Annotated in this window: 20 protein-coding genes; 10 read left to right on the top strand and 10 right to left on the bottom strand. The window is 67.7% G+C overall.

Translation table 11 applies throughout. The features are described 5' to 3' along the window. Nucleotides 1–51: 51 nt before the first annotated feature. Nucleotides 52–2,844: a preprotein translocase subunit SecA gene (gene secA, locus Q8O26_RS06785; RefSeq protein WP_305574742.1), complete on the bottom strand. Its 2,793-nt coding sequence runs from the start codon at nucleotides 2,842–2,844 to the stop codon at nucleotides 52–54. Nucleotides 2,845–3,222: 378 nt separating this feature from the next. Between secA and Q8O26_RS06780 the strand changes: the two genes are divergently transcribed. The 3 genes from Q8O26_RS06780 to Q8O26_RS06770 all read left to right on the top strand — a co-directional run bounded on the left by Q8O26_RS06780 (nucleotide 3,223) and on the right by Q8O26_RS06770 (nucleotide 6,847). Then, nucleotides 3,223–4,140, top strand: coding sequence for a peptidylprolyl isomerase (locus Q8O26_RS06780; RefSeq protein WP_305574741.1), 918 nt, complete (start codon nucleotides 3,223–3,225; stop codon nucleotides 4,138–4,140). Nucleotides 4,141–4,316: 176 nt separating this feature from the next. Then, nucleotides 4,317–5,708 carry a lipopolysaccharide biosynthesis protein gene (locus Q8O26_RS06775; RefSeq protein ID WP_305574841.1) on the top strand — a complete coding sequence of 464 codons (1,392 nt, stop codon included), beginning with the start codon at nucleotides 4,317–4,319 and terminating at the stop codon, nucleotides 5,706–5,708. Then, nucleotides 5,705–6,847 carry a GNAT family N-acetyltransferase gene (locus Q8O26_RS06770; protein WP_305574740.1) on the top strand — a complete coding sequence of 381 codons (1,143 nt, stop codon included), beginning with the start codon at nucleotides 5,705–5,707 and terminating at the stop codon, nucleotides 6,845–6,847. Before Q8O26_RS06775 ends, Q8O26_RS06770 begins: the two co-directional genes overlap by 4 nt. 3 nt (nucleotides 6,848–6,850) lie before the next feature. On the opposite strand, the gene Q8O26_RS06765 is transcribed toward Q8O26_RS06770, so the two are convergent. The 3 genes from Q8O26_RS06765 to Q8O26_RS06755 form a co-directional block, all read right to left on the bottom strand. Continuing rightward, complete coding sequence (locus tag Q8O26_RS06765; protein WP_305574739.1) at nucleotides 6,851–8,467, bottom strand: AMP-binding protein; 1,617 nt, start codon at nucleotides 8,465–8,467, stop codon at nucleotides 6,851–6,853. A gap of 182 nt (nucleotides 8,468–8,649) precedes the next feature. Further along, nucleotides 8,650–10,626, bottom strand: coding sequence for a protein meaA (locus Q8O26_RS06760; protein WP_305574738.1), 1,977 nt, complete (start codon nucleotides 10,624–10,626; stop codon nucleotides 8,650–8,652). 112 nt (nucleotides 10,627–10,738) lie between these two features. Then, a complete protein-coding gene (locus tag Q8O26_RS06755) occupies nucleotides 10,739–10,993 on the bottom strand; it encodes a GlsB/YeaQ/YmgE family stress response membrane protein (protein ID WP_305574737.1) in 255 nt (84 codons plus the stop codon). A gap of 318 nt (nucleotides 10,994–11,311) precedes the next feature. Here Q8O26_RS06755 and ccrA point away from each other — a divergent pair, with 318 nt between their 5' ends. Then, nucleotides 11,312–12,589 (top strand): crotonyl-CoA carboxylase/reductase, encoded by a 1,278-nt coding sequence (gene ccrA, locus Q8O26_RS06750; RefSeq protein WP_305574736.1) that lies wholly within the window; start codon nucleotides 11,312–11,314, stop codon nucleotides 12,587–12,589. Between the two features lie 169 nt (nucleotides 12,590–12,758). Here ccrA and Q8O26_RS06745 read toward each other — a convergent pair whose 3' ends face one another. After that, nucleotides 12,759–13,064 (bottom strand): DUF1330 domain-containing protein, encoded by a 306-nt coding sequence (locus tag Q8O26_RS06745; protein WP_305574735.1) that lies wholly within the window; start codon nucleotides 13,062–13,064, stop codon nucleotides 12,759–12,761. A 175-nt stretch (nucleotides 13,065–13,239) separates the two neighbouring features. Between Q8O26_RS06745 and Q8O26_RS06740 the strand changes: the two genes are divergently transcribed. The 5 genes from Q8O26_RS06740 (at nucleotide 13,240) to pheT (ending at nucleotide 17,997) form a co-directional block, all read left to right on the top strand. Continuing rightward, nucleotides 13,240–13,542 (top strand): hypothetical protein, encoded by a 303-nt coding sequence (locus tag Q8O26_RS06740; RefSeq protein WP_305574734.1) that lies wholly within the window; start codon nucleotides 13,240–13,242, stop codon nucleotides 13,540–13,542. A gap of 191 nt (nucleotides 13,543–13,733) precedes the next feature. Beyond that, entirely contained in the window at nucleotides 13,734–13,934 is a 201-nt protein-coding gene (gene rpmI / locus Q8O26_RS06735; RefSeq protein WP_305574733.1) for a 50S ribosomal protein L35, read from the top strand. A gap of 49 nt (nucleotides 13,935–13,983) precedes the next feature. Continuing rightward, nucleotides 13,984–14,349 carry a 50S ribosomal protein L20 gene (rplT, locus tag Q8O26_RS06730; protein ID WP_305574732.1) on the top strand — a complete coding sequence of 122 codons (366 nt, stop codon included), beginning with the start codon at nucleotides 13,984–13,986 and terminating at the stop codon, nucleotides 14,347–14,349. Between the two features lie 134 nt (nucleotides 14,350–14,483). After that, nucleotides 14,484–15,566 (top strand): phenylalanine--tRNA ligase subunit alpha, encoded by a 1,083-nt coding sequence (gene pheS, locus Q8O26_RS06725; protein ID WP_305574731.1) that lies wholly within the window; start codon nucleotides 14,484–14,486, stop codon nucleotides 15,564–15,566. Between the two features lie 13 nt (nucleotides 15,567–15,579). After that, on the top strand, nucleotides 15,580–17,997 hold the full coding sequence (gene pheT, locus Q8O26_RS06720; RefSeq protein WP_305574730.1) for a phenylalanine--tRNA ligase subunit beta: 2,418 nt from the start codon (nucleotides 15,580–15,582) through the stop codon (nucleotides 17,995–17,997). Nucleotides 17,998–18,300: 303 nt separating this feature from the next. Here the strand turns inward: pheT and Q8O26_RS06715 are convergent, their stop codons facing one another. Further along, nucleotides 18,301–18,894: a cysteine hydrolase family protein gene (locus Q8O26_RS06715; protein ID WP_305574729.1), complete on the bottom strand. Its 594-nt coding sequence runs from the start codon at nucleotides 18,892–18,894 to the stop codon at nucleotides 18,301–18,303. 162 nt (nucleotides 18,895–19,056) lie between these two features. Between Q8O26_RS06715 and Q8O26_RS06710 the strand changes: the two genes are divergently transcribed. Beyond that, nucleotides 19,057–20,439, top strand: coding sequence for a M17 family metallopeptidase (locus Q8O26_RS06710; protein WP_305574728.1), 1,383 nt, complete (start codon nucleotides 19,057–19,059; stop codon nucleotides 20,437–20,439). A gap of 337 nt (nucleotides 20,440–20,776) precedes the next feature. On the opposite strand, the gene Q8O26_RS06705 is transcribed toward Q8O26_RS06710, so the two are convergent. From Q8O26_RS06705 to Q8O26_RS06690, 4 genes are all read right to left on the bottom strand, one after another. Further along, entirely contained in the window at nucleotides 20,777–22,417 is a 1,641-nt protein-coding gene (locus Q8O26_RS06705) for an acyl-CoA synthetase (protein ID WP_305574840.1), read from the bottom strand. A gap of 96 nt (nucleotides 22,418–22,513) precedes the next feature. Beyond that, nucleotides 22,514–23,377: a GNAT family N-acetyltransferase gene (locus Q8O26_RS06700; protein ID WP_305574839.1), complete on the bottom strand. Its 864-nt coding sequence runs from the start codon at nucleotides 23,375–23,377 to the stop codon at nucleotides 22,514–22,516. Nucleotides 23,378–23,597: 220 nt separating this feature from the next. Beyond that, nucleotides 23,598–23,876 (bottom strand): hypothetical protein, encoded by a 279-nt coding sequence (locus tag Q8O26_RS06695; protein ID WP_305574727.1) that lies wholly within the window; start codon nucleotides 23,874–23,876, stop codon nucleotides 23,598–23,600. Between the two features lie 85 nt (nucleotides 23,877–23,961). Continuing rightward, a complete protein-coding gene (locus Q8O26_RS06690; RefSeq protein ID WP_305574726.1) occupies nucleotides 23,962–25,461 on the bottom strand; it encodes a phosphomannomutase/phosphoglucomutase in 1,500 nt (499 codons plus the stop codon). Nucleotides 25,462–25,534: the final 73 nt, after the last annotated feature.

Genomic DNA, 25,534 nt, shown 5'->3' with positions numbered 1-25,534 from the left:
TTCAGGCCGGTCGCCCCGGGAGAAGAGCGCCGCGGACGGCGCCCTCCCGTCTCACACATATTGCCCGTGGCAATGCTTGAACTTCTTGCCCGAACCGCAGGGGCAGGGGTCGTTGCGGCCGACCTTGCCCCAGGTGGTGGGATCGTTCGGGTTGCGCTCGGCGACCTGCGCGCCGCCGCCGGCCGACGCCTGGAACGAGCCGCCGGAGGCCGCCCCCATCTGCGCGAACTCGTCCATGCCCGTCATCGGGTCGATATGGTGCGCCGTCATCGGCGGCAGTTCCGGCATCGGCGGCGGCTCCTGCAGTTCGACGAGCGCCAATTGCTGCGTCGTCATCTCGCGCAGCTTGGCCATCAGGCCCTCGAAGAGCTGGAAGGCCTCCGACTTGAACTCGTTCAGCGGATCGCGCTGGGCATAGCCGCGCAGGCCGACGACCTGGCGCAGGTGGTCGAGCTGCACGATGTGCTCGCGCCACAGATGGTCGAGCACCTGCATCACCACCGCCTTCTCGATCTGGCGCATGACGTCGGGGCCGAAGCGGGCGGCCTTGGAGGCCATCATCTCGTCGGCCGCCTTGGTGATGCGCTCGATCACCTCCTCGTCGGCGATGCCCTCTTCCTTCGCCCAGTCCGGGATCGGCAGGTCGAGGTTGAGGACGCGGTAGATCTCCTCCTTGAGCGTGGCGGTGTTCCACTGCTCGGCATAGGCGTCCGGCGGGATATAGGTGTGGACGAGGGTCTCGATCACGCCATGGCGCATGTCGCGCGTCATGTCGGAGAGATCCTCCTGGCTCATCAGTTCGATACGCTGCTCGAAGATGACCTTGCGCTGGTCGTTGGCGACGTCGTCATACTTGAGGACGTTCTTGCGCAGGTCGAAGTTGCGGGCCTCGACCTTCTGCTGCGCCTTTTCCAGTGCCCGGTTGATCCAGGGATGGACGATGGCCTCGCCCTCCTTGAGGCCGAGCTTGGTCAGCATGCCCTCCATGCGGTCCGACCCGAAGATGCGCATCAGGTCGTCCTGCAGGGACAGGTAGAATTTCGAGCGGCCGGGATCGCCCTGGCGGCCGGAGCGGCCGCGCAGCTGGTTGTCGATGCGCCGGCTCTCGTGGCGTTCGGTACCCATGATGTAGAGGCCGCCGGCCTTCAGGGCGCGCTGCTTGAGATCGCCGACCTGGCGGCGGATGGCCTCGGCCTTCTCCTGCCTGTCCGGCCCGTCCTCGAGGTCGGCGAGCTCGACCGAGATGCGCATGTCGGCATTGCCGCCGAGCTGGATGTCGGTGCCGCGGCCGGCCATGTTGGTGGCGATGGTGATGGCGCCGGGAACGCCCGCCTGGGAGACGATGAAGGCTTCCTGCTCGTGGTAGCGGGCGTTGAGCACGGCGAAGACGCGCTCGACCGCCGTGCCCTGGTCGCCGTCATAGAGGGGGGCGAAGGCTGCGGGATCCTCGAGGTCGACCTGCTTGAAACCGGCCTGCTTCAGCATCTCCGCCAGGGTCTCGGACTTTTCGATGGAGGTGGTGCCGACCAGCACCGGCTGGCCCTTGGTGCGTGCGGCCTCCACCTCGGCGATGATCGCCTGATACTTGTCCTGGACGGTCTTGTAGACCTCGTCGTCCTCGTCGAGGCGGGCGATGCCGCGGTTGGTCGGGATCTCGACCACCTTCAGCCGGTAGATGTCCATGAATTCGTCGGCTTCGGTGAGCGCCGTGCCGGTCATGCCGGCGAGCTTGCCGTACATGCGGAAATAGTTCTGGAAGGTGATGGAGGCCAGCGTCTGGTTCTCCGGCTGGACCTGGACCCGCTCCTTGGCCTCGAGCGCCTGGTGCAGGCCCTCGGAATAGCGGCGGCCCGGCATCATGCGGCCGGTGAACTCGTCGATGATGACCACCTCGCCGTTGCGGACGATGTAGTCCTTGTCGCGCTGGAACAGCTTGTGCGCCTTCAGCGCCTGGCTGACATGGTGGACGGTCGAGACGTTCTCGACGTCGTAGAGGTCGCCCTTGACGTAGCCGGCCTCGACGAGGGCCTTCTCCATCTTCTCGTTGCCGCTCTCGGTGAGGGAGGCGGTGCGCTGCTTCTCGTCGACCTCGTAGTCCTCCTTGGCGAGGACCGGGATGAAGCGGTCGATGGTGGCGTAGAAATCCGAGCGGTCGTCCAGCGGGCCGGAAATGATCAGCGGCGTCCGCGCCTCGTCGACCAGGATGGAATCGACCTCGTCGACGATGGCGTAGAAATGGCCGCGCTGGACCATCTCCTCGACCGAGTACTTCATGTTGTCGCGCAGATAGTCGAAGCCGTACTCGTTGTTGGTGCCATAGGTGATGTCGCAGGCATAGGCGTCGTGCCGCTGCCGGTCGTCCATGCCGTGGACGATGGTGCCGGTGGTCATGCCGAGGAAGCCGTAGACCTTGCCCATCCACTCGGCGTCGCGCTTGGCGAGATAGTCGTTGACGGTGACGACATGCACGCCCTTGCCGGCGAGCGCATTGAGATAGACGGCGAGGGTGGCGACGAGGGTCTTGCCCTCGCCGGTCTTCATCTCGGCGATCGCGCCTTCGTGAAGCACGATGCCGCCGATCATCTGGACGTCGTAATGACGCTGGCCGAGCACGCGCTTGGCCGCCTCCCGCACGGTGGCGAAGGCGGGGACGAGGAGGTCGTCGAGGGACTTGCCGGCGGCCAGCTGGGCCTTGAGCATGTCGGTGCGGGCGCGCAGCGCCTCGTCCGACAGCGCGGCCAACTCGGGTTCGAGCGCGTTGATGGCATCGATCCGCGGTCGGTATCCCTTGATGCGGCGATCGTTGCCGTTTCCGAAGATCCTGCGGGCGAGCGCGCCGAGCATGTGCGTTCCTTCACTTGGGGCGGGGGAGGAGAGAGACATCGAAACCGTTGGTCGCACCAACCGTTCCGATGGTTCACGCCAGTCCTTCAGCCCCACTAGGCGGGGGGGCGGAGCGCCCCGTGCGCCCCATCCTCTGATCCCGGTGGGATATGGTCGACGGACGCGCGGAATTCCGCAGCGGGCCGGCAACTGGCGACAGATATGGACGGTACCAAGGGTTGTCAATTCAAGCCGAAACGGGCATTGCTGCGACAACAGGCGGGACCCGTCAGGAGTTGTGCACGCGTCTACCGCCCGGTGCCGTCGCACCGCCGTCCTGCAAAGCGCCACACGTGCCCGTCAAGCACGCATTCCCGTGACAAAAGGCTCGATCCTGCCATGACCGTCCGCATGCTCCTGTCCATCGCCGCCATGACCGCGGCGCTCGCCGGACCGCTGGCCGCCCAGACGCCGCCGGCCACCACGCCCGCTCCGGCCCAGCCGGCGACACCGCCGGCGCTGCAGACGCCCGCCGACGGCGTTCTCGCCCGCGTCCAGGGCGTCGAGATCCGCCAGGCCGATCTCGATGCGGCCGAGGAGGATATCGGCGGGCAGACGACCGCCCAGATGAATCCCGAGCAGAAGCGCGATTATCTTCTCAGCTTCGTGATCGATTTGACCCTCGCCGCCAAGGCGGCCGAGCAGCGCAACGTCCAGGATAGCCAGGATTTTGCGCGGAAGATGACCTATTACCGCAACAAGCTGCTGGTCGAGAGCCTGCTCAACACCGAGACGCGCGCCCGCGTCACGGAAGAGGAGATGCGCAAGATCTATGACGAGCAGCGCGCCCGCATCACGCCCGAGGAAGAGGTCCGCGCCCGCCATATCCTGGTGGAGACCGAGGAGGAGGCCAAGGCGCTGATCGCCCAGATTCGCGGCGGCGGCGATTTCGAGGCGATCGCCAAGGAAAAGTCGAAGGACCCGGGCGGCGCGCGCAACGGCGGTGACCTCGGCTTCTTCACCAAAGGCCAGATGGTGCCGGAATTCGCCGACGCCGCCTTCGCCATGCAGGCCGGCCAGCTGTCCGCGGCGCCGGTCAAGTCGCAGTTCGGCTGGCACATCATCAAGGTCGAGGAGCGCCGCCAGCGGCCGATCCCGAATTTCGAGCAGGTGCGCGGCCAGATCGAGGACTTCCTGACCCGCCGCGTGCAGGCTGATCTCGTCCAGCGCCTGAGGTCGGAAGCGCAGGTCGAGCGTTTCGTCCCCGCGCCGACGCGGCCCGCGGTCCCCGGCGTGCCGGCGACGCCGCGTCCCTGATCGTCCTCCGCGCATGATGCGAACAGGCCGGCCGCACCGTGGCCGGCCTTTTTCGTCCGCCATTGCTAGCGGTGGCGCCGGTCGAACCGTTTCTTAAGCGCCGATCCCTTATGCCTCGAAGACCGTGATCGGATCATCGTGCCGACACGTCATCAGGGACATCCGCCTTGTCGGTGATGGGTTCGGAAGAAGCGCAGATGGGGCGCGGCGCCAAGACGCTGCTGTCGCCCGCCGGGATCACCGCGCGCGTCCGCTCGTTCCTCGTCGACCGCTCCGACGAATCCATCGCCCAGCGCATGGCCGGCGCCGCCTTCCTGATCCGCGTCTTCAGCGCCGGCATCGCCTATGTCAGCCAGGTGCTGATGGCGCGCTGGATGGGCGGATCGGAGTTCGGCACCTATGTCTCGGTCTGGGTCTGGGTGCTGCTCATCGGCCATCTGGCCAATGCCGGCTTCGCCTCCGCCGCCCAGCGCTTCGTGCCCGAATATGTCGAACGCGGCGACCAGGACGGCCTCCGGGGCTTCCTCGGTGGCGGTCGCCGCCTCGGTGTGGTCATCGCGACCGCGGTGGCCGTCATCGGCCTCGCCATCCTCTGGCAGTTCGGGCATCTCCTCACCGGTGCGATGGTCATGCCGCTGGCGCTGGCGGCGCTCTGCCTGCCCATGTTCGTCCTCACCGACATCCAGGACGGCATCGCCCGGTCCTGGAACTGGACCGACCTCGCCCTCGGGCCGCCCTATCTCATCCGCCCCGTCATCCTGCTCGGCTGCATGGCCGGCGGCCATTTCGCCGGCTTCGCCAGCACCGCGGTCACGGCCATGGCCTGCGCGGTGATTGCGACCTGGATCGCCGCGATGATTCAGTTCGTCCTGCTCAACCGGCGCCTCGCCGTGAAAGTCGCGGCCGGACCGGGCCGGACCGAGCCGATGTTCTGGCTGAAGACCAGCCTGCCGATCTTCCTGGTCGAGACCTTTTATCTCGCCCTGACCTATACCGACGTCATTCTGCTGAAGTACCTGCGCGGCCCCGAGGAGGTCGCCGTCTACTGGGCAGCGGTGAAGACCCTGGCGCTGGTCGCCTTCGTCTATTTCGCCGTTGCCGCCGCGGCGGCGCACCGGTTCAGCGAATATCACGTCGCCGGCGACCGGCAGAAGCTCGCCGATTTCCTGCGTGCCTCCATCCGCTGGACCTTCTTCCCCTCGCTCGCGGCGACGATCCTGATCCTGGCGCTGGGCAAGCCGTTCCTGATGATGTTCGGTCCGGACTATGTGCAGGGCTATCCGGCGATGTTCGTGGTCTCCATCGGCCTGCTCGCGCGCGCGGCGGTCGGCCCGGTGGAACGCCTCCTCACCATGTCCGGCCACCAGACGGCCTGCGCCCTCATCTATGGCATCGCCTTCGCCGTGGCCGTGATCCTGTGCCTCCTGCTGATCCCGCCCCTCGGCATGATGGGCGCTGCCATCGCCACCGCCGTGGCGCTGACGCTCGAATCGGTGCTGCTGATCTGGGTTACCACCGCGCGCCTGGGTCTCTCCGCCCGGTTCTGGTCCAAGCCGGCTGTCGCATGACGGCGTCGTCCGACACCCTCACGGTTCCCGCCGTCGCGTCCGTCGAGGCGCCGCTGCAGCCGGAACTCGGCTCCGCCGGCATGGGCGCCGTCAGCACCTCCTGGGTGCCCGCCATGGACTGGGCGTCCATCCGGCCGGAATGGGAAGATCTCGCTGCCGCCGCCGGGCCCAACGTGTTCCTCGCCCCGGCTTTCGCCCTGGCGGCCCGTGGCATCTCATCGCCGCGCGGGCTCGGGGCCCTGCTGATATCGCGTGACGGCGAGCCCATCGGCCTGGTCGCCGGTCGGCTCGGGTTCGCCCGCACGGTCTTTACGCTCTGGACCCACGATTATGCGCCCTATGGCGTGCCGCTGGTGCGGCCGGGCGAAGCCGCGGTGGTCGCCGAGGCACTGTTCGCCTTTCTGGCGCAAGAGGGCATCGCTGCCCTCGACGCGCCGCTGCTCGATGCCGGGCCTTTCGCGGCGGCGCTCGATGCGCGGGCCACCGCGCACAGGATGCAGGTCGTCGATGCGCATCGCCGCGCGGTACTGACGGAGGCTCCGCCGCCGCTGTCCAAGGAGCATCGCCGCCTGTCGCGTCGCCTCGGCGAACGCGGCTGCCTGGCGGCCGTCTCGACGGCGACGGGGCATGATCCGGGCGCAGCCATCGCCGCCTTCCTCGCCCTCGAGGCAGAGGGCTGGAAGGGCCGCCGCGGCACGGCGCTGGCGACCGATCCGGCGACGCAGGTGTTCTTCGAGGATGCGGTCGGCGGCCTTGCGGAGAAGGGCCGCGTGCGCATCGACATGCTGTTGCTCGACGGCAGGCCGATCGCAGCCGGGCTGGTCCTGTCCGCCGGCGATCGGGCCTGGTACCTGAAGACCACTTATGACGAGGCCTTCGCGCGATATTCCCCCGGCGTTCTCCTGTCCCATGCGATCGGCAAGGCCGCAATCTCCATTCCCGGCGTGGAACTGGTCGATTCCTGTGCGATCCCCGGCCATTCGATGATCGAGCGCATCTGGCCGGGGCGCATGGCGCTTTCGACGCGATTCGTCGCCATCCGGGCCGGCCGCCCCGGCTGGCGCTACCATGCGGCGCTCGCCTGCCGCCGCGCCTTTTCCGGGGGCAAGGCGATGGCGAAGCGCCTGCTCAGGGGCTGAGGCTCAGGGGCGGTCGCGCAGCAGGCGCCGGATGATCTTGCCCGTCGTCGTCATCGGCAGTTCGTCGATGAACTCGACCTCGCGCGGATAGGAATGCGCCGACATCCGCGTCTTCACGAAGTCGCGGATGTGGTCGGCGAGCTCCGGCGAGGGCTCGACACCGCTCTTCAGCACGATGAAGGCCTTGACGATCTCGGTGCGCAACGCGTCGGGCTTGCCGACGGCAGCCGCCAGCGAGACGGCGGGATGTTTCAGCAGCGTGTCCTCGATCTCGCCCGGACCGATGCGGTAGCCGGCCGAGGTGATGACGTCGTCGTCGCGGCCGAAGAAGTGGACATAGCCCTCCTCGTCACGGAGGCCCTGGTCGCCGGTGGTCATCCAGTCGCCGATGAACTTGTCGCGCGTCGCCGCCGGTCGCCCCCAATATTCGAGGAACATGACCGGGTCCGGCCTCTGTACGGCGATCTGGCCGCGCTCCCCGACCGCGCAGATCGTGCCGTCGTCGCGGATGATCCCGACCGTATGGCCGGGCACGGGCTTGCCGATGGCGCCGGACTTGGACACGCCGATGGCAGCGCAGGAGGACAGGACCAGGTTGCACTCGGTCTGGCCGTAGAACTCGTTGATGGTCAGGCCGAGGGCGGCTCTGCCCCAGTCGTAGGTCGGCGTGCCCAGCGCCTCGCCCCCCGAGGCGAGGGTGCGCAGCACAAGCTTGTGCCGGGAGCGGGGATCGTCGATCGAGCGCAGCATGCGCAGGGCGGTGGGCGGCACGAAGGAATTGCGGACCTCGAGCTCGGCCATCAGCGCGAAGGCCTCGTCCGCGTCGAACTTCTCGAACTTGTGGGCGATCACCGGCACGCCGAAATGCAGCGAGGGCAGTAGCACATTGAGGAGCCCGCCGGCCCAGGCCCAGTCGGCCGGCGTCCACATGCGATCGCCGGCTTGCGGGAAGAACTCGTGCGGCATCTCGACGCCCGGGAGGTGGCCGAGCAGGACGCGGTGACCATGCAGCGCACCCTTGGGCTGGCCGGTGGTGCCCGAGGTGTAGATCATCATGGCGGGGTCGTCGGCGGCGGTGTCCACCGCGGTGAAGGCACCCGAGGCCTTCTCCAGCGACCCATAGAAACTGTCGACGCCGTCGCTGGCGCCATCGACCGACAGGACGACGGAGAGGTCGCCGAGCCCGTCGCGGATCTGGGCGAGCTTGCCGACGCCTTCGGCATTCGTGATAAGGGCGCGCGCACCGGAATTGCCGATGCGGAAGGCGAGGGCATCGATGCCGAAGAGCGCCGCCAGCGGCACGGCGATGGCGCCCATCTTGTAGATGGCGATATGGGCGATGGCGGCCGCCGCGCCCTGGGCCAGCACGAGCGCGACGCGGTCGCCGCGCCTGACGCCCTTGGCCAGCAGCACGTTGGCGAGGCGGTTGGAGGCCTCTTCGAGTCGGCCATAGGTGACGGGCTCGACCCGGCCGTCCGGTTTCTTCCAGAGAATGGCGACACGGTCGGGCTCGGCGAGCGCCCAGCGGGTGCAGACATCGGTGCCGATATTGTAGCGGGCGGGGACCCGCCAGCGGAAGTCGCGGGTGAGGGCGGCGTAGTCGCTGTTGGGAGAGAGCATGGCAGGCGGTCTCACAGGGGGCGGCGAAGCTGGCACAGATCGCCGCCGAGGTCATCAGGGACGGGGGAAGACACACCCGGGGTGGCCGTCAGCCGTCGTGTCCCACGGAAGAAGAGTGAAGGGCGGCATGTTCTTTTCCGCCTTCGTGAACAGGGTCGCGTGAAGGGCAGAACGAGGCTGGCTCAAGCCGCCTGTTTCGCACCTTCGCCGACGATGCGGACGATGTCGGCCATGATCGTGTTGAGCTGGAAATCCTTCGGCGTATAGACCGCCGCGACGCCGGCCTGCCGCAAAACCGCTTCGTCCTCGGGAGGAATGATCCCGCCGACGATCACGGGAATGTCGTCGAGCCCCTCGGCGCGCATCCGCTCCATCACCTCGGTGACGAGGGGAATGTGGCTGCCGGAGAGAATTGACAGGCCGACGACGTGGACGCCCTCTTCCAGCGCCGCATTGACGATCTCGGCGGGGGTCAGGCGGATGCCCTCATAGACGACCTCCATGCCGCAATCGCGGGCGCGGACGGCGATCTGCTCGGCGCCGTTGGAATGGCCGTCGAGGCCGGGCTTGCCGACGAGGAACTTGATGCGGCGGCCGAGCCGGCGCGAGACCTTCTCCACCTCCTCGCGGATGGGGGCGAGTTCGCCGGTCTCGGCCCGGGCGGTCCGGCCGACGCCGGTCGGCGCGCGATATTCGCCGAAGACCTCGCGCAGCACCTGGCCCCATTCGCCGGTGGTGACGCCAGCCTTGGCGGCGGCGATGGAGGATTCCATGATGTTGCGGCCTTCTTTGGCGGCGGCGCGCAGCTCCGCCAGCGCCTTGTCGGCGGCCTTCGCATCGCGGGTCTGGCGCCAGGCCTTGAGGCTCGCGACCTGCTGGGCCTCCACGGCGGGATCGACCACCATGATCGAACCCTCGCCGGTGGTGAGCGGCGACATTTCGGTCTCGGTGAAGCGGTTGACGCCGATGACCACCTGCTCGCCGCTTTCGATGGCCTCGAGGCGGCGCGTGTTGCTCTCGACGAGCTTGGATTTCATGTAGGGGACCGCGGCGATGGCCCCGCCCATCTCTTCGATCAGCCTCATCTCGGCGGTAGCCTCGGCCTTCAGCGCCTCGACCTTGGCGGCCACCACGGGATTGCCGTCGAAGAGGTCGCCGAATTCAAGAAGGTCGGTCTCGTAGGCGAGGATTTGCTGGAGGCGCAGCGACCATTGCTGGTCCCAGGCGCGCGGCAGGCCGAGCGCCTCGTTCCAGGCGGGAAGCTGGAGGGCGCGGCAGCGCGCCTTCTTGGAGATGGTCACCGCCAGCGCCTCGATGAGGATGCGGTAGACGTTGTTCTCAGGCTGCTGCTCGGTGAGGCCGAGCGAGTTCACCTGCACGCCGTAGCGGAACAGCTTGTGCTTGGGGTCGGTGACGCCGTAGCGCGTCTCGACGATCTCCTCCCAGAGGTCGACGAAGGCGCGCATCTTGCACATCTCGGTGACGAACCGCATGCCGGCATTGACGAAGAAGGAGATGTGGCCGACCACCTCGCCGAACTCGCTGTCGGGCACTTCGCCCGAGGCCTTGACCGTGTCGAGGATGGCGATGGCGTTGGCGAGCGCGAAGGCGAGTTCCTGCACCGGCGTCGCGCCGGCCTCCTGCAGGTGGTAGGAGCAGACATTCATCGGGTTCCACTTCGGCATCTCGGCCGTCGTGAACAGGATCGTGTCCTTGGTCAGCCTGAGCGAGGGCTCGGGCGGGAACACATAGGTTCCGCGCGACAGATATTCCTTGAGGATGTCGTTCTGCGTCGTGCCGGACAGCCGCGCACGCGGCACACCGGTCTCGTCGGCCACCGCCACATAGAGCGCCAGCAGCCATGCGGCACAGGCGTTGATCGTCATCGACGTGTTCATCTCGTCGAGCGGGATGCCGTCGAAGAGAGTCCGCATGTCGCCGAGATGGGACACGGGAACGCCGACCTTGCCGACCTCGCCGCGGGCGAGGACGTGATCGGCGTCGTAACCGGTCTGGGTGGGGAGGTCGAAGGCGACCGAGAGGCCCGTCTGGCCCTTGGCGAGATTGGCGCGATAGAGCGCGTTGGATTTCGCAGCCGTGGAATGACCCGCATAGGTGCGGATCAGCCAGGGCTTGTCGCGCGTCTCTTTGCTGCGCAATGTCGCCTCCCGAGCGGGTTATTGGCGAACATTCTGGGACGGCATGCGACTTATTGCAATGCAGCGAAAGGGGAATGCGCCCGGCAGCCCCCGGGGGCGCCGGGCCGCGGCCTCAGACCCTTCGGATCAACCCGACGATCACGAGCAGGATGACGGCACCGAGCGTGGCACTGACGATGGACGAGATGATTCCGGCCCCCAGCGAGACGCCGAGGCGGGGAAACAGCCAGGTGGCGATCAGCGCGCCGAGAATGCCGATGACGATGTTGCCGATGAGCCCGAAACCGAACCCCTTGACGATGAGGCCGGCGAGCCAACCGGCGATGGCGCCGATAAGGACGAGAACCAACAGGCTTTCGACGGACATGACGTAGTTCTCCTCAGGACGCGCATCGCCGGATGAGCCGGCTCCGGGCGCAAGACATCACACGGATGGCGACAGGCGCCGCAACCTCCAAGCCATAACGCGTCGAATGTCGCGTGGGTCCCTGCTTCAGAAAAAATACCGCTGGGAGGAAACGGCAACGAGGCCTTTTTGTTGCGTCCAGGCGGCTCCGGATCAGCCAAAGGGCTTAGAATGTCGCATTCGCGCGAGCCAATTCGCGCTTGCACATCCATGTTGCACTGCACATACTCGACGCCGAAGCGCCCCGTTGAGAAGGCGCCTGACACCCGAGGTAACCCAATGGCAGCCGTTGCTCCCACCCCTCAGTCGCGCCCCCTCAAGGATCTCTACGAGTTCGGCGAGGTCCCCCCGCTCGGGCACGTTCCGGCGAACATGTATGCCTGGGCCATCCGCCGGGATCGCCACGGTCCGCCGGAGCAGTCGTTCAAGGTCGAGGTCGTGCCGACCTGGACGCTGGGCGAGGACGAGGTGCTGATCTACGTGATGGCCGGCGGCGTCAATTACAACGGCGTCTGGGCTGGCCTTGGCCAGCCAATCTCACCCTTCGATGGGCACAAGCATCCCTTCCACATCGCCGGCTCCGATGCCTCGGGCATCGTCTGGGCGGTGGGTTCGAAGGTGAAGCGGTGGAAGGTCGGCGACGAGGTCATCGTCCATTGCAACCAGGACGACGGCGACGACGAGGAATGCAATGGCGGCGACCCGATGTTCTCGACCTCCCAGCGCATCTGGGGCTACGAGACCCCGGACGGGGCCTTCGCGCAGTTCTGCCGGGTCCAGTCGCGCCAGCTGATGGAGAAGCCGAAGCACCTGCCCTGGGAGGAGGCCGCCTGCTACACGCTGACGCTGGCCACCGCCTACCGCATGCTGTTCGGTCACCCGCCGCACACGCTGAAGCCCGGCGACAACGTGCTCGTCTGGGGAGCCTCGGGCGGTCTCGGGGTCTTCGCGGTGCAACTCGTCGCTGCCGCCGGCGCCAATGCCATCGGCATCATCTCCGACGAGACCAAGCGCGACTATGTCATGCAGCTCGGCGCGAAGGGCGTCATCAACCGCAAGGATTTCAACTGCTGGGGCCAGATGCCCACGGTGAATTCCGAGGAATATGCCGCCTGGAACAAGGAGGCGCGCAAGTTCGGCAAGGCGATCTGGGACATCACCGGCAAGAAGGACGTCGACATCGTCTTCGAGCATCCGGGCGAGGCGACCTTCCCCGTCTCCTGCCTCGTCGCCAAGCGCGGCGGCATGGTGGTGTTCTGCGCCGGCACCTCCGGCTTCAACATCACCTTCGACGCCCGCTATGTCTGGATGCGGCAGAAGCGCATCCAGGGCTCGCATTTCGCCCATCTGAAACAGGCCGCCGCAGCCAACCAGTTCGTGCTCGACCGGCGGGTCGACCCCTGCATGAGCGAGCTCTTCCCCTGGGACAAGATCCCGGCGGCGCATGCGCTGATGCAGGCCAACAAGCATGCTCCGGGCAACATGGCGGTGCTGGTGAATTCGCCCCGCCCCGGCCTGCGCACGTTGGACGACGTCATCGAGGCGACGGGCGGCTGAGGCCTGCCGAGTCGGACTTCGTCGTCATGCCCGGCCTAGTGCCGGGCATCCACGACTTCCTTCAGACGGCGGTGTTCAAGTCATGGATGGCCGGCGGTCACAAGCCACGACCGGCGGCCCCTGGGCCGCCGATGCCCGGCCATGACGGACAAGGGATGCGAACCGACGCTCAGCCCGGCTGAGGGCCGTCGTAGCCCTCGATGACGATGGCATCCATCTCGGCGCCGCCCTTCTGCTCGGCGCGGGCGGCCTGGTATTCGGGCGAATGCCAGCAGGCGAGGGCCTGATCGTAGCTCGGAAACTCGATGACGACGTTGCGCGAGCGGCTGCTGCCGACCAGCGTCTCGAACCTGCCGCCGCGGATGACAAAGCGCCCGCCGAACTTGGCGAAGGCGATGCCGTTCTTGGCGACGTAATTCTTGTAGGCCTCGGTGTCGTGAACATCGACGCGGGCGATCCAGTATCCCTTGGGCATGGCCGTCTCTTCTGTTGCTGGGAGCGGGACCATCGGGCCGGGGGCGCCTTGATGCAAGAGCGCCATCGGACAAGGGACTTGCCGAAAGGCTTCATCAGTGGGAACTGTGATCCGCTTCCCCCGTTCCGTCGTCAATGATCAAGGCGCGTGAACACGCCGCGATCCGGAGGCCGCCATGCCGAAGCTCCTGCAATTCCTTCTCGTCAACGCCGTCATCGGTTTCGGCGTCGCCGGGGTCTTCGTCGCGGCGCTGATCGCCCTCGACGTCGGCGGCTTCGCCACGCTGACGGCGCGCTCCGACGTCGCCCCCATGGCCGTCTCGGTGCTGACCTTCTTTCTCGGCCTGACCTTCGCCAGCGCCCAGATGGGCATCGCGGTGATGATGCTGCCGAAGGACGATGGCGCCGGACCGCGCGGCGGCCGTCGCCTTCCCGCCGAGCTGACGCCGGCCTATGCCCGGGTGCGGGTCCGTCGCTGAGGCGGCACGGGAGCGGCGGCGCCAGGCTCTTGCCGGCTGCGCGCATCTCCTGTATACGCCCGTTCCTTCGGATCGACCGGCTGATTAGGGCTGCCGTGGCGATCCCGAAAGCTCAATCGCGAGCCTTCAGAGGAGCCCCGCTGGTCTTCGGACCGGCAGACGGGCGCCTCGCAACGAATGAAGAGAGCCAAATGCCCAAGATGAAGACGAAATCGGGCGCCAAAAAGCGCTTCAAAATCTCGGCGACCGGCAAGGTGATGTACGCCCAGTCCGGCAAGCGCCACGGCATGATCAAGCGGTCAAACAAGCAGATCCGCGAGCATCGCGGCACCACTGCGATGTTCGAGACCGATGCCTACAACGTCAAGCGGTACTTCCTCCCGAACGGCTGATCGGCCTGGTTCGAGAAGCACCCCAACGAAATTGTAAGAGAGATCAGCCATGGCCCGCGTCAAAAGGGGCGTTACGTCCCACGCCAAGCATAAGAAAGTCCTCAAGGCCGCCGCCGGCTTCCGGGGCCGCCGCAAGAACACCATCCGCGCCGCAAAGGCTGCCGTCGACAAGTCGATGCAGTACGCGACGCGCGACCGTCGCAACAAGAAGCGCAACTTCCGCGCCCTATGGATCCAGCGCATCAACGCTGCCGTCCGCGAGCAGGGCCTGACCTATTCGCGCTTCATCGCCGGCCTCATCGCCGCCGGTATCGCCGTCGACCGCAAGGTCCTGTCCGACCTCGCCATCACGGCGCCGGACGGTTTTGCGGCCCTGGTCGAAAAGGCCAAGGGATCGCTGCCGGCGAACGCCTGATCCTTCTCGCAGGATCACGATAATTCGGCCCGCGCGACCCTCCCCGAGGGTGGCGCGGGCTTTTTCGTTCGTGGCTTGACGCGCCGGGCGCCAGCCGCCACACGATCCCAGCCCTCATCACGCGTGATCTCACCATGACCGATCTTGCAACGCTCGAAACAGACCTGACGGCGCAGATCGCCGCGGCCGCCGACGAGGCGACGCTGGAGGCGGTGCGGGTCGCCGCCCTCGGCAAGAAGGGCTCGCTCTCCGCCCTCCTCGCCACCCTCGGCCAGATGGCGCCGGAGGAGCGCAAGACGGCGGGCGCGGCGATCAACCAGGTGAAGGATCGCGTCACCGAGGCTCTCGGCCAGCGCCGCGAGGTGCTGAAGAGCGCCGCACTCGACGCCCGCCTCGCCGCCGAAACCGTCGACGTCACGCTCCCGGTGCGCGAAAGCCCGACCGAAACCGGCCGCATCCACCCGATCAGCCAGGTGATGGACGAGCTCACCGCCATCTTCGCCGATATGGGCTTCGCCATCGCCGAAGGGCCGGACATCGAGACCGACGATTACAATTTCACGCGGTTGAACTTCCCCGAGGGCCATCCGGCCCGCGAGATGCACGACACGTTCTTCTTCAACCCGAAGGAGAACGGCGAGCGGATGCTGCTGCGCACGCATACCTCGCCGGTGCAGGTGCGCACCATGCTGACGAGCAAGCCGCCGATCCGCGTCATTTGTCCCGGTCGCACCTATCGCTGCGACAGCGACCAGACGCACACGCCGATGTTCCACCAGGTCGAGGGTCTCGTCATCGACAAGGGCAGCCATATCGGCCACCTCAAGTGGATCCTCGAGGAGTTCTGCAAGGCCTTCTTCGAGGTCGACAGCGTGAAGATGCGCTTCCGCCCCTCGTTCTTCCCCTTCACCGAGCCCTCCATGGAGGTCGACATCCAGTGCAACCGCCAGGGCGGCGAGGTGCGCTTCGGCGAGGGCGAGGACTGGCTGGAAATCCTCGGCTGCGGCATGGTCCATCCGAACGTCATCCGCAATTGCGGCCTCGATCCCGACATCTACCAGGGCTTCGCCTGGGGCATGGGGATCGATCGCATCGCCATGCTGAAATACGGCATCAACGACCTCCGGCAGTTCTTCGAGGCCGATGTGCGCTGGCTGTCGCATTACGGCTTCCGCCCGCTCGACCTGCCGTCGCTGGCCGGCGGCCTGTCGAGCTGAGGGGAGACATCCGATGAAACTCACCCTCTCCTGGCTCAAGGACCATCTCGACACCGAGGCCTCCCTCGCCGAGATCACCGAGACGCTCACCCGCATCGGCCTCGAGGTCGAGGGGCTGGACGATCCCGGCGCGAAGCTTGCCGCCTTCACCATCGCCCATGTCATCTCGGCCGAGCAGCACCCCAATGCCGACCGTCTCAGGGTCTGCATGGTCGACACGGGCAGCGGCGAACCGGTTCAGGTGGTCTGCGGCGCACCGAACGCCCGGACCGGCATGAAGTCGGTCTTCTCGCCGCCCGGCACGTTCATTCCGGGCAAGGGCATCACGCTCGGGGTCGGCACGATCCGCGGCGTCGAGAGCCGCGGCATGCTCTGCTCGGCGGCTGAACTGGAAATCTCCGAGGATCATGACGGCATAATCGACCTGCCGGCCGACGCCCCCCTCGGCGCCCGCTATGCCGACTGGGCGCAGCTCTCCGACCCGGTCATCGAGATCAACCTGACGCCGAACCGGCCGGACTGCACCTCGATCCACGGCATCGCCCGCGATCTCGCCGCCGCCGGTCTCGGCAAGCTGAAATCCGACGTGGTGCCGCAGGTGAAGGGCGCCTTCCCGAACCCGCAGAAGGTGACGCTGGCCCTCGCCCGGGGCGAGGAGAAGCTCTGCCCGGCCTTCGCGCTGCGCCTGGTGCGCGGCGTCAAGAACGGGCCCTCGCCGGACTGGATGCAGCGGCGGCTGAAGGCCATCGGCCTTCGCCCGATCAACGCGCTGGTCGACATCACCAATTACGTGACCTTCGACAGGGGACGACCGCTGCACGTCTTCGACGCGAAGAAGGTCGCCGGCGCGCTCGTCGTGCGCCGCTCGACGGCGGGTGAGACCGTGCTCGGCCTCGACGGCCGGGTCTATGGCTTCACCGGCAACGAGACGGTGATCGCCGACGACAACGGCGTCGAGTCCATCGCCGGCGTCATGGGCGGCGAGCATTCGGGCTGCGACGAGGCGACGACGGACGTCCTGATCGAATCGGCGCTGTGGGACCCGATGGACATCGCCCGCACGGGGCGCAATCTCGGCATCGTCACCGATGCGCGCTACCGTTTCGAGCGCGGCGTCGATCCGAACTTCATGCTGCCCGGCGTGGAACTGGCGACCAAGCTGGTCATGGACATGTGCGGCGGCGAGCCTTCCGACGTGACGGTCGCAGGTTCGGTTCCCGATACCGGCTTCATCATCAACTTCCCGCTGTCCGAGACCAAGCGCCTCACCGGCCTCGAAGTCTCCGACCGCGAGCAGAAGCGCATCCTCGAGGCGCTCGGCTTCTCCGTCTCCGGCAACGGGCCGATGGTGAAGGTGTCGCCGCCCTCCTGGCGCCCCGACATCCACGGCAAGGCGGACCTGACCGAGGAGGTCATGCGCATCGCCGGTGTCGACCGCGTGCCCTCGACGCCGCTTGACCGCGGCGGCACCGTGCCGAAGCCGGTGCTCACCCTCATCCAGAAGCGCACGCGCATGGCCAAGCGCACCCTCGCCGGGCGCGGCATGGTGGAGGCCGTGACCTGGAGCTTCATCTCGAAGGGACAGGCCGAGCTCTTCGGCGGTGGCCAGCCGGCACTGGCTCTCGCCAACCCCATCGCCTCCGACCTCTCCGACATGCGGCCGACGCTGCTCGTCGGGCTGGCCACTGCCGCCCAGCGCAATGCCGACCGCGGCTACGGCGACCTGGCCCTGTTCGAGGTGGGGCAGGTGTTCCGGGGCGACAAGCCCGACGACCAGTTCATGGCTGCCACCGGCATCCGCCGCGGCCTGGCGAGGCCGGCCGGCGCGGGGCGCCACTGGCAGGGCACGGCCGCGGCCGACATCTACGACATCAAGGGCGATGCGATGGCGGTTCTCGCTGCCGTCGGCGCCCCGATGGCCGGCATCCAGGTGGTGCAGGGCGGTCCCGCCTGGTTCCACCCCGGCCGCTCCGGCACGTTCCAGATGGGCCCGCAGACCGTGTTCGGCTCCTTCGGCGAGCTGCATCCCCGCGTGCTCGAGGCGCTCGACGTCAAGGGGCCGGTGCTCGCCTTCGAGATCCTGCTCGACAAGCTGCCGCCACCGAAGGTGCGTCCGACACGCACCAAGCCGCAGTTGATGCTCTCCTCGTTCCAGCCGGTCGAGCGTGACTTCGCCTTCCTCGTCGACCAGGCGGTGAAGGCGGGCGATCTCGTCAAGGCGGCGCAGGGCGTCGACAAGCAGCTCATCACCAGCGTCCAGGTCTTCGACGTCTATGAGGGCAAGGGGATCGATGCGACGAAGAAGTCGGTCGGCATCGCCGTGACGCTGCAGCCGCGGGACAAGACGCTCACCGACGCCGAGATCGACGCCGTGGCGGCGAAGATCGTTGCCGAAGTGACGAAGAAGACCGGCGGAGCCCTCAGGGCGTGAGGTGGCGCGGGGGCAGGCCACTGGCCTGCCCGTCCCGCGTCGGGCCTTCGACACCGGGCCATGCGCGTGTGCCGCAGAGGGAAACGTCTTCAGGCCGCACGCTGTTGAACGCCCCACCCGCACCCTCCCCGCGCTCCGCGCGGAGAGGGGGACTTCGACGATGTGCGCCGTTTTGAACGGTCGGGCCAGGCGCGACCGCTGGAGGTGGATGCGGCGCCGTAGTCCGCTTCTCCGCGCGGAGCGCGGGGAGGATGCGGGTGGGGCCTTGAACCGATCCGCCGTCCGCCGGCCCGTCTCCGTGCCTCACACGATCTCGTCCGCCGTGAACACGCCGGCGAAGCGGTCGGCGAGGGCCGCCAGTTCCGCCTCGTGCAGGCTCGCCGCGTCGATCACGCCGCCGGTCGGCTTCGGCAGGTCGCGCGTCGCGCAGGCGTCCGCCGCGATCGCCGTCTGATAGCCGAGGTCGAGGGCGGCACGGGCGGTCGAGGAGACGCACATGTGCGTCATGAAACCGACCAGGACCAGCGGCGCTGCGGGCGCGCCGACGATCTCGGCGAGGTTCGTGCCTGAAAAGGCGTTCGGCCGCGGCTTCTCCACCACCGCCTCTCCGGCCACAGGCGCCACAGCGTCGACGATGGCGCCGCGGTGGGCCTCGCGGTCGAAGAGCGAGCCCTTGCCGCCCTTGTGGGCCACGTGGACGATCTTCGCCCCGGCCTTGCGGGCACGGGCGAGAAGGTCCGCCGCCTTCGCCACCGCCGCGGGCGCCCCGGGCAGGGCGATGGGGCCGTCGCAATACTCGTTCTGGATGTCGATGAGGACGAGAATGCTCTCGCCGAGCTTCGGCGGCACCGGCTTGCGGCCGGCGAGTTCCAAGAGGGTCTTGGGCTGGGTGGTCATGGGCGTCCTCGGGTCGGCGTGTTCGGGGGCGGCACTAAAGGCGCTCGCCCCTTCGCCGTAAACCATGACGCGCGCGCCCCCTCCATGCGCGGGGCGCGCGGGGGGTGACAGGTGGTATCGCGCGGCTCTAGCCTGCCAGCCACGCTGTGGCTCAGGATTCCCATGCACCCGCTTCTCCGACCGGCCGGCACCACGGGCGCCACGCCCATCACCTTCGTGACAGCCAAGACCTATCCGGAGGTCAAAGCGAAGCTGAAGGGACCGCAACAGGCCTATCTCGACGCCGTGGGCTTCGAGCCGAAGCCCGGGAGGGCGGTGGCCGTCCCGGACGCCAAGGGCGCTATCGCCGCGGTCCTCTTCGGCATCGAGGCCGAGGACGCTGCCCATCGCGATCCGCTGCTGGCCGGCAAGCTGCCCGGCCAGATCCCGCCCGGCCTCTATCGCTTCGCCAATGATCCGGGCGACGGAGAGCGCGCGGCGCTCGCCTGGATCATCGGGCAGTACCGGTTCAGCCGCTACAAGGCCGCAGCGGCCAAACCCGCCCTGCTGGTCGTACCGGACGGCGTCGACGGCGAGACGGTCAGCCAGGCGGCGGAGGCCACGGCGCTGGCGCGCGACCTCATCAATACGCCGGCCAACGATCTGGGTCCCGCCGAGCTCGAGGCGGCGATCCGCGACCTCGGCAAGCGCCATCGCGCCAAGGTCACCTCCGTCGTCGGCGAGGCGCTGCTGAAGCAGAACTTCCCGATGATCCACGCGGTGGGCGCCGCCTCGCCGCGCGAGCCGCGGCTCGTCGACCTCGTCTGGGGCAACGAGAAACATCCGAAGGTTACGCTGGTCGGCAAGGGCGTCTGTTTCGACACCGGCGGCCTCGACCTCAAGCCCTCGTCGGCCATGCTCTTGATGAAGAAGGACATGGGCGGTGCGGCGGCGGCCATCGGCCTCGCCCATATGGTAATGGCGGCGAAACTGCCCGTGCGCCTGCGCCTGCTCGTGCCGGCGGTGGAGAATGCCGTCTCGGGGGCCGCCTTCCGGCCGGGCGACGTGTTCCCGACCCGCAAGGGGCTTAGCGTCGAGATTGGCAATACCGATGCCGAGGGGCGGCTCGTGCTCTGCGACGCGCTGGCGCTGGCCGACGAGGAGGCGCCGGTGCTCCTCGCCGACTTTGCCACGCTGACCGGAGCGGCGCGCGTGGCGCTGGGGCCGGACCTGCCGCCGGTCTACACCCACGACGACGCGCTGGCGGCGGAACTGACGGCCGCCGGTCTCGCCGTCGGCGATCCGGTCTGGCGGCTGCCGCTATGGATGCCCTATGCGGGCGGGCTCGACAGCAAGATCGCCGACCTCAACAACGTCACGACGGGGGGCTTCGCCGGGTCGATCACCGCGGCGCTCTATCTCGACCGCTTCGTGGAGAAGGCGCAGAGCTGGCTGCATGCGGACGTCTACGGCTGGACGCCGGCCGAGAAGCCCGGCCGCCCCGCCGGCGGCGAGATGCAGGCGGCGCGGGCGCTGTTCGCGGTGCTGCAGGCAAGGTTCGGATAAGGGCGGCGGCGGGAGGGCAGGTAGGCCCCACCCTCACCCTCCCCGCTGCGCGGAGAGGGAGACTACGGCCGCGCGTGTGATCGTTCCGGTCGCGCCTGGCTCCACCGCAGCTCATCGGCGGAACGCGGAAGTCCCCCTCTCCGCGTAGCGGGGAGGGTGAGGGTGGGGCATTTTCGCGGGGAGACCTTCTCGACCTTCTCGCCCGTCATGCCCGGCCTCGTGCCGGGCATCCACGAATTCCTTCACCGGTCGCATCCAAGTCGTGGATGGCCGGGACAAGCCCGGCCCTGACGGAGAGGGAAGTGCCTTCAGCCGAGCGGAACGTCAGTTCTGTTCCTCACCCCTCCGCGCTGACCTCGCCCTGCGCGATCAGCATCTCGCGGATCAGCTTCTTCGGCACCTTGCCGTAGCCCGACTTCGGCAGCTCCTCCCACACGAAGACCTGGCGGGGCATCTTGTAGCGGGAAAGCTTGCCGTCGAGATGTATGAGGATGTCGCCCTCTTCAACCTTCGCGCCAGGCCGTGCGACGAGCACCGCGACGCCGGCCTCGCCCCAGCGCCGGTCCGGTACTCCGAGAACCGCCACCTCGGCGACCCCGGGATGGGTGAGGATCATCTCCTCGATCTCGCGCGGATAGACGTTGGAGCCGCCGGAGATGTACATGTCGGAGGCCCGGCCGGTGATGTAGACGTAGCCCTCCTGATCCTTGTGACCGAGATCGCCGGTGCGGAAGAAGCCGTTGCGGAAGGATTTCGCATTGGCCTCCGGATTGTCGAAGTAACCGGCGAAGACGGCGGGGCCGGCGACGCAGATCTCGCCGGTCGCGAAGGGCGCGAGTTCGAGGCCCGCATCGTCGAAGATGCGCACGTCCATGGCGGTGCGCGGGAAGCCGCAGGTGCCGATGCGGCCCTGGACGGCGTCGTCGATGTCGTGCTCGCGGGTGGGAAAGACGGTGATGTTGCCGGTCACCTCGCCGAGGCCGAAATACTGGACGATGCATTTGCCGAGGCGGGTCAGTGCCATCTGCTGGTCGGCCCGGTACATGGGCGATCCCGCATAGATGACGTGCTTCAGCGACGTGTGGTCGTGGCGGTCGGCGGCCGCGTGGCCGGCCAGCATGGTCAGGATGGTCGGCACCGTGAACATGTTGGTGACGCGGTGTTCCTCGATGAGGCGGAAGGCCTCCTCGCAATCGAGCCGCTCGGAGGCGAGGAGGATCGTCCGCGCGCCGCGGGCGACCTGCGTCAACTGGTGGATGCCGGCGCCGTGGGAAAGCGGGGCGACGACGAGCGAGGCGTCGTGCTCGCCCGTTCCGGGCACGAGGTCGGCGAGGTGGTTGGTGACGACGAAGCCCATCTGGCCGTGGGTCAGGACGGCGGCCTTCGGGCGTCCCGTGGTGCCGGAGGTGAAGAAGAACCAGCAGGGGTCGTCGTGGTCGACGGCGGCGATGCTCCCGGGGGAGCCATGCTGGAGGCCTTCGGCGACGAGCCCTTCCCAGTCGATGGCGGCGAAGGGGGCCGCGCCGATGGAGATGGTCAGGGCGAGGTCGGGGTCGCTCTCCTTCACCGCCGCCACATGGCCCTCGAAGATCGTTTCGCAGATCATCGCCTTGGCGCGTGCGGCCCCGGCGATATAGGCGACCTCCTGCTGGGTGTTGCGGAAGTTGGTCGGAACCCAGATGGCGCCGATCGTCCAGACCGCGAACATGGCCTCGAACATGGCGTTGCTGTTGCGCGACTGGCAGACGACGCGGTCGCCCTTGCCGATGCCGCGCGCGCGCAGCGCGACGGCCGCCGCGCTCACCCGTGCCGCCATCTCGCCCCAGGTCCAGGTCTTGTCGCGCCAGACCAGACCCGGCCTGTCCGGCAGCCGCCGTGCGGTGCCGTGCAGGAGGTCGGCGAGATTCATGACGCGCCGGGACATCGGCGCAGGGATCATCGTGCCGTCGTCGGCGAGACGGGGGCCGAGGGCAGGCATGTCGGGCATGGCGGGCGCTTCCGGTTTCTCTTGAACCGGACGATAGCACCCGCACGCGCGCCGTTCAGTCCCCCCGGACGGCAGGGGTCGCCTGCATCAGGCCGCGTGACGCTCAGCCGTCGGGCCGAAATGATCGATGTAGCGCGGGTGAATGGCGGCAACGGGGAGAACGATCAGCACGTCGATCGTGTTGAACTGACGGTCCACCACGGCGCCGTCGCCGATATAGGCGCCGAGGCGCAGATAACCCTTGATAAGGGGCGGCAGGGCATGGAGCGCCTTCTTCATGTCGATGGCGTCCCGCGAAAGGCGGCCCATCTCGACCCGGCGGGAGGGCAGGGCGGCGGCGGCCCATTCGGCCGGCGGGCGGGCGTTGTGATGGAGGAAGGACAGTTCGCGCGACACGGCGCGCGGATCGGTGCCCTCGAGACTGGCGCATCCGAACATGACGTCGATGCGGTGTGTCAGGACATAGGACCAGATGCCGTGCCAGAGCAGTTCGACCGTCCGCTTGTTGCGATAGGCCGGCAGCACGCAGGACCGGCCGAGTTCGAGGAAGCGCTTGCCGGCATGGCGCTGCAGCAGGCCGGAGACGTCGAACTCGCCCGCCGTATAGAAGCCGCCGTGCCGGTCGGCGATTTCCTGGCGCAGCAGGCGATAGGTGCCGACGATGGCCGGGCGCGGCTGGCCGAAGGGCTGGCGCTCGAGGACGGCGTGATCGATGACCACGAGGTGGTCGCAGATGGCGTCGAAGGCGTCGATGTCACGGCGCGCGAGGCGCGAGGGGCCGTCGGCGATCGCCTTCATTTCTTCGTAGAAGACGCGCCAGCGCAGCTTCTGGGCGCTGCGGACCTCGGCGGCATTGGCCGCGAGGCGCACTTCCAGCGTGCCGATGCGGCCGAGCGTCTGTGGCAGGGCCGCCCGTGCGTCGCGCGGCCGGATGCCGCCATAGGCCCGCATGATGGGAATGATCTTACGGCCCTGGTCGGCCCACAGCGCGGGGTTGAAGTGACGTGCGAAGGGATTGGCGCTGTGCGTGACCTGATCGACCATGATGGGCCCCCGGACGCGACGCCCCAGCCGAATCGCCAAGCATCACGTCAGAAGACCACGTGCCGCATCTCCCCTACAGCGCCATGACGTCGCTGCGACGAAAAGGTGACGGGGCGCGGTTGCGAGGTCAGTCGGCGATCTTCAACTGCGGCGTGCTCGTCGCCTTGGCGTCCATGGCCTTGTGGGCCTCGCCCAGCGCGAAGAGATAGGCGTTGGTGGCGTCCATCATCCGGTTGGAGGCATCCGCGAGTTCAGCCAGGACCTTCGATTTCTGCGCGTCGGAAATGGCGCTGGCCCGCACCGCGTTGCCGAAGGCGGCAAAACCGGTGGTGACGCTCCTGAGGATCTCGAGCTCCGAGAGCCCGTTCGGGCGCGGCATGTTCTGACTGACGGACACAAGCTTCACGGACGGCTCCCTCGCTCTCGCCGTGAAGCTGTCACGCCATGGTTAACGAGCGGTGAAAATTTCGGCCGCCTGACCGCTCTGACCCTCAGATCGTCTGGTTATAGGCGCCGACTTCGGGGTTCTCGCGCAGCACGGCGTCGACGGCATGGAACATCTCGCGCATCCGCGCCTCCGACACCGGGCTCTCGACCACGACGACGAGCTCGGGCTTGTTGGAGGAGGCGCGCACCAGGCCCCAGGTGCCGTCCGGCGTCGTGATGCGGACGCCGTTGACGGTGACGAGGCTGGATATGGGATGGCCGGCGACGAGGCCGCCCTGTTCCTGCATGTCCTGAAAGCGTTGCACGACGCGGTCGACAACGCCATATTTCACCTCGTCGGCGCATTTCGGCGACATGGTGGGCGAGCCCCAGGTCTTCGGCAGCGCGGCATAGAGATCTGCCATCGACTTGCCCGGATTGCGGTCGAGCATCTCGATCACCGCGATGGCGGTGACGAGGCCGTCGTCATAGCCGCGGCCGACAGGGGCATTGAAGAAGAAGTGTCCTGACTTCTCGAAGCCGGCGAGCGCGCCCAGATCGCGGACCCGGCGCTTGATGTAGGAATGGCCGGTCTTCCAGTAGTCGGTCGTCGCGCCGAGGCGCTTGAGCTCGGGATCGGCCGCGAAGAGGCCGGTCGACTTCACGTCGACGACGAACTGGGAGGGGCCGTAGACCTTGCACAGGTCGCGGGCGAGCATCACCCCGATCTTGTCGGCGAAGATCTCCTCGCCATGATTGTCGACGACGCCGCAGCGGTCGCCGTCACCGTCGAAGCCGAGCGCGACATCGGCGCCGTGCTCCTTCACCGCCACCGCCATGGCGTGGAGCATCTTCATGTCTTCGGGGTTCGGGTTGTAACGCGGGAAGGAATGGTCGAGTTCGGCATCGAGCGGGATGACCTCGACGCCGAGCGCCTCAAGGATCTGCGGGGCAAAGGCGCCCGCGGTGCCGTTGCCGCAGGCGGCGATGACCTTGAGCTTGCGGGTGACCTTCGGGCGGTCCGTGAGGTCGCGGATGTAGCGTGCGGCGAAATCCTCGACGAAGCGATAGGAGCCGCCACCGACGAGGTCGAAATCGGCGTCGAGCACGATGGTCTTCAGGGCCGACATCTCATCGGGGCCGAAGGTCACGGGGCGCTGGGCGCCCATCTTGACGCCGGTCCAGCCGTTGTCGTTGTGGCTGGCGGTGACCATGGCGACGCAGGGCACGTCGAGCTCGAACTGGGCGAAATAGGCCATGGGCGACATGGCGAGGCCGATGTCATGCACCTTGCAGCCCGCCGCCATCAGGCCGGTGACGAGCGCCATCTTGATGGAGGCGGAATAGCCGCGGAAATCATGGCCGACGACGATCTCGCGGGGAACGCCCATGCGGCCGATCAGGGTGCCGAGGCCCATGCCGACGGCCTGGACGCCCATCAGGTTCAGCTCTTCGCCGAAGAACCAGCGCGCGTCGTATTCCCGGAAGCCGGTCGGCTTCACCATGGGCAGGGATTCATAGGCGGCCGTATTGGGTTTCAGGCTGGCGAGCGGCTTGGGAAACATGCGGGAGGTTGCCTTCGTCGACACGGATGGCGGCGGCGTCATCCGCCGGCCCTTCTTTAAGCTGAACCTTTCG

Origin of the sequence: Phreatobacter sp. (assembly GCF_030691135.1) — a bacterium.
Taxonomy (GTDB): Bacteria; Pseudomonadota; Alphaproteobacteria; order Rhizobiales; family Phreatobacteraceae; genus Phreatobacter.
The sequence above is the reverse complement of the archived record's forward strand: the minus strand, read 5'-3'. Positions and strand labels throughout refer to the sequence as shown.